Annotated in this window: 1 protein-coding gene, 1 other RNA gene and 3 pseudogenes; 2 read left to right on the forward strand and 3 right to left on the reverse strand. The window is 61.5% G+C overall.

Going from position 1 to position 4667, the window contains the following annotated elements; all coding sequences use genetic code 11:
• A pseudogene (locus XpopCFBP1817_RS24175) lies at positions 1-327 on the forward strand (IS30 family transposase); the annotation flags it as partial.
• A gap of 249 nt (positions 328-576) precedes the next feature.
• On the forward strand, positions 577-1035 hold the full coding sequence (gene gvpU, locus XpopCFBP1817_RS19550; protein WP_128418360.1) for a gas vesicle accessory protein GvpU: 459 nt from the start codon (positions 577-579) through the stop codon (positions 1033-1035).
• A 4-nt stretch (positions 1036-1039) separates the two neighbouring features.
• On the opposite strand, the gene XpopCFBP1817_RS19555 is transcribed toward gvpU, so the two are convergent.
• The 3 genes and pseudogenes from XpopCFBP1817_RS19555 to XpopCFBP1817_RS23390 all read right to left on the reverse strand — a co-directional run.
• A non-coding RNA gene (locus tag XpopCFBP1817_RS19555) (sX9 sRNA) lies at positions 1040-1116 on the reverse strand.
• 370 nt (positions 1117-1486) lie between these two features.
• A pseudogene (locus tag XpopCFBP1817_RS19560) lies at positions 1487-3990 on the reverse strand (S9 family peptidase).
• Between the two features lie 117 nt (positions 3991-4107).
• Positions 4108-4586, reverse strand: a pseudogene (locus XpopCFBP1817_RS23390) (alpha/beta fold hydrolase); the annotation flags it as partial.
• Between the last annotated feature and the right edge of the window lie 81 nt (positions 4587-4667).

Below are 4667 nucleotides of genomic sequence, written 5' to 3' on the forward strand. Positions count from 1 at the left end.
CCTGCCTCGATGCGAACGAGCCTGACCTATGATCACGGGACCGAACTGACGCGCTACGCCGAGCTGATGGAGGGGGTAAACATGCATGTGTGGTTTGCCGACCCGCTAGCGCCCTGACAGCGCGCTAGCAACGAGAACACCAACGGCCTGCTTCGCCAGTTGCTGCCCAAAGGAGCGGACCTGTCTGGGGTCAGTCAGCACTACCTCACTCACATCGCCTGACTGATGATCACCCGTCCACGGAAAACCCTGGGCTGCAAAAACCCCAGTGAGGCAATGGAAGACGAACTCGCAACGTTCACATCACGTGTTGCACGTGAGTCTTGAGACCGCCGCTTGCGAAGCAGCACTAATAAGCGCTTAGGATCAAGATTCCAACCAGGGCAGGCCAAGAAGCCAAACAAGGCATACATGTCATAGACTCTGGGCATTCTCTCAAAGGCGACGATGGCGGACCCAACCGCGTCAATCATTGGACAGGACGCACTTGCTTTCTTGGGCATGCGGGGCGATGAGTAGGTACTTTGCTGCGCTTATTTCGACACACGCGTTAGACCTTCCACCAAGGAGAGCCACATGACAGATCAACACGACAATCAACCGAACCTGGAGGACGTCAAGCTGGCGTTCGACGGGCAGAGCCTGGATTGGTATCTGCAGAAGCTGGTCGCTGCCGTCAACACCTCGAACGTGCAGTTCGGCATTACGCTTTTTGTGGAAGGCATCATTGTTTCAGGTCAGCTTGTCAGCGGCACACAATACTTTGAGGCATTTGCGCAGGAATTTTCTGCCGCATACCCCGGCGACGCCGAAGAAAAAGAAGATATTCGCCGCGCGTTTGCCAGCCATGCCAGCATCTACAACACCGAAGCAGATGCTCAACAGAGCAGTACACCACCGCAGTTCCTTCACTTGATCGACTCGCGTTGTTTCTCACCCGGTGGCCAGCCTCTGCCCAGCAACCGTGGGGTGCTTTGGCGTGGCAAGGTGAATGCCGTCTCCGGCTTTACTTTAGGGTCGCTGTCGGCCGATTAAGAGCGGCTAACAAAACGTAGCGAGCAGTCGTCAGGTGGGTGCGGACGGCGCGCTCAGAACCGGAGTGTACGAGTGGTACATGCCGATTCCGAGCACCGGCCGCGCCCGCCTGGCGGCTGCGCAGTAGTTTTGTTAGCCGCTCTAAGCCCGGCAAGCTTCGCTTTGGTGTGAGGTGCTCGCCATCTCACACTTGGTCAACGCACTGGCGCACCTGCATTGCTGGACCGTTGGCTCCGATAGCACGCTGGGCAACCCAAATCGGCAGAGCAATGCCGATGTGGTGCGTGGCAGGTTTGCTTGATGCGTGCACAGCGATGTGGCCGTGAATGCAGCCACTCATCCAGTGGAGCCGGAGCACGCTTTACCAGACATCATCAGTCTGCAAAGAACGCTCCAACCCCGCGCGGATGCCAATGTCAGCTTCAAATGACACGCTGCGTTGGCACACCGCTTACTGTTTTTGCTTGCTGCCCTCATTGCGAGGCGGCGCGTTTTTCACGTAACGGTCAAACCAGTCCAGCATCTCGGCGACCAGGTCTTCAGTGGATTCGCGTGCGGTGTACCAATGCGGTTCGAATGGCAGCAGCACTAGCCGCGCGGTGCCGCCGTTGCCGCGGATCGCCTGGAACAACCGTGGTGCCTGAGTCGTTTCGGTACCAGGGTTGGCGTCGTCCATGCCATGCACGATCAACAACGGTTCGTTGATCTTGTCGGCGTGGAAGAACGCGGATGCCTGCGCATAAACCTCCGGTGCAGCCCAGAACGAACGGCGCTCGTTCTGGAAACCAAATGGCGTCAGCGTCTTGTTGTAACTGCCGCTGGTGGCTGCGCCGGCGCGGAACAGGTCGGTCTGTGCCAACAGGTTGGCCGTCATCAGCGCGCCGTGGCTATGCCCAGTGACGCCGATGCGCTGGCGATCAACCACGCCCAGTTCCACTGCTTTGTCCACCGCAGCGGTGGCGTCGTCCACCAGCTGCTGCAGATAGGTGTCGTAAGCGGTCTTGGGGTCTCCAACAATGGGGAAGGCTGCATCGTCGATGATCGCGTAACCGGCCAGCAACAGCACCTGATAGTAGCTGAGGCGGGTGAAGTCGCGCTCGCTGGCGCCGCTGACCTGGCCGGCCTTGGAGGGGTCGGCATAATCGAGAGGGTAGGCATACAGGATCGCCGGCACACGCGTGCCTTGCTTATAGCCGGGCGGGGTGTACAGGGTGAACGACAGCTCCACGCCGTCCTTGCGCTTGTAGGTCACCAGGCGCTTGCCGATCTGCCGCACCAGCGGGGTTGGATCCGGAAAATGAGTGACCGGCGTGGCGGTGGAAGCAAGGAGCGCTTCGCTAACAACTGTCGTCGGCAATGGCTGGCCCAGCGTGCGCAGATACACGTTGGGAGGGTCGGTCAGCGACTGGTGCCAGGTCAGCAGGCGCGACACATCGTCGCCGGCAAAACCGAAGAACAGTTCGTCCACACTGGCATCGCTGCGGAACAGCCGCTGGGTCTTGCCAATGGCCAGCTCATAGCGATCCAGAAACGGCCGATCGCCGGCAGGAGATGCGCCCTGCCCGCTCAGGAACAACGCACCATGCTCTTCGCGCAGCACGGCTTGGCCGTTGGCCAGCACACGCGTCTGCGGCAAGCCGGGATCGGCGTACAGGTCGTCGGTGGAAAGATCGAACACCACTCGTCCGGCAGCGCCGGAGCGGTCGGCATCCAACAAGGTGGTGCGACGCCAATGGCGGTTTTCGTCGTACTCGTCCAGCAGTGCCTGCCCGCCTTCGGCAAACCACGACAGGCCGGCATAGCGCTGCTGCACGCGCGTGAGTTCACGCGGCTTGGCGGTGAACGGTGCTGCTAGCGTCATCAACGTGTCGCGCGCGGGAACATTGGTTTTCCAATCGCCACCATCCAGCGCCTCGGCCCAGACCAGTGTGGCCGGTTGGTTGGCACGCCAGGAATACGCACGCGGGCCGATCGACACGCCTCGCACCGGCACCCGGTCGGCGACCGGCAGGTCGGCCAGCACGCGCTCATTGCCGTTGGCCAGATCCAGCACCGCCACATCGTGGGCGAACCGCGCATAGGTGGTGACATAGGAATACGGCCGCTTCAACCGTTGCACCAGCACATGGCGGCCGTCGGGCGCGCCATCCACGTTGCTGTAAACGGCTGGCGTACCGAGCTTGCGCTGGCTGCCGTTGGCCGCATCCACCGTGAGCAGCTGTGAGGTGGCGTAGTAGGTAAACAAGGCCTCGTCTTCAGGACTGGAGAGCGTATCGCGGGCTTCATAGGTGCTACTTTCGCCCTTGCCCTGGATGGTTTCCTTGACCTCCTGGCCCGGCGGCACTGCGGCCTTGCGCGGGGCGGCGCCCAGGTCCTGCGGCACCGTCTTCAGCAGCAAGGTGTCGCTCCCGCCAAGCCACTGGATCTCGCCGCCCAGCACCGGATTCAGTTGCACACCATCGATCTTGCGCACGCTGCCGGTGGCCACCTCGCCCACCCATAGCTCGACGCGGTCGGCGGCAGTGTTGTTGAAGGCGAAGCGGCGCCCGTCCGGCGACCACACCGGCGATGCCGGGCAGGCGCCGGCCGGCAAGCTCACCGCGGTCTGCTTGCCACTGGCAACATCGACCAGACTGAAGCCTTGCACGCAGGAACGGATGCCATAGCCGTTGGACATGTCGTGGCGGCTATGCGTGCGCGGCTCCACGCGCACACCGGCCAGCTTCAGATACGGCTCGGCCACACGCGCAATCGGCGGGTACTGCGTGCGCTGCACAAGCAACAGGGTCTTGCCGGTGGGATCCAGCCGCGGCGATGGATGAGTGGCGCGCGTAACACGCCCAACAGCGGCTCCGGTGGCTGCCGGTAACCGCCATCGGCCGTGCCTGCAACGGCAGACGCCGGCAAAAAGCTGGCAAGCACCAGCAAGCCGCTCCATCGGTATGCGGTGAGCATCTCGGTATTTCTCTGGGTGAGTTATTTCGGCAACTTAGCACGCTCATGCAGTCCCACATCTGTGTGCGCACGCAGCCCTGTCGCCGCGTCCGCAGTGCCCTTGCAAATGCGCCAATGACGCCGAATGTACGCGATGTCCAGCGTGTAGCCATCGGGCGAGAGCGTGTGCGGGTGGGCACCGGTGCCGTATTGCCGGTCGCGAATGGTCTGCGGCGACAATGAGGCACGACATGCTTGGCGATTGGCTGCGGTTGGCTCACGCCAATACGCCTGCCACGGACCCCATTGGTCGCTGAAACCTTCCAGATAGGCATTGCCCTTCTGGCTGATGACGGCGCTCACTTTATGTGGGTTGCAGCAGCCAGGCGAAAGCCGGTGGGCGCGCAGCAATCGAACACGTACAAGCTGTAGCTGGCGAGTCCCAATGGCTCATTAAAGCCTTCGATGATTTTATAAAGGTTCTCGAACGTGTAATCGAACTGCCCGCGCGGTGGTACCTTGGTATTGTCGAAGCCGGGCGAATCCTGCGCGGTCAGGCGGTATTGGCTTGCCAGCAGCGGCATCAGATCGCGGAACATATGACTGGCACTGGGGAACTGTTCAGTCCCGGCATTAGATGGATCGGGTCCACCTTGAACCGCTCGGGTTCGGATGTCCACTGCGTGCAGATGAATTCG

Source organism: Xanthomonas populi (assembly GCF_002940065.1).
GTDB classification, from domain to species: domain Bacteria; phylum Pseudomonadota; class Gammaproteobacteria; order Xanthomonadales; family Xanthomonadaceae; genus Xanthomonas; species Xanthomonas populi.

Bases quoted from the DNA above. Each gene is read 5' to 3' on its own strand.
- gvpU (WP_128418360.1), top strand. From the start codon at position 577: ATGACAGATCAACACGACAATCAACCGAACCTGGAGGACGTCAAGCTG.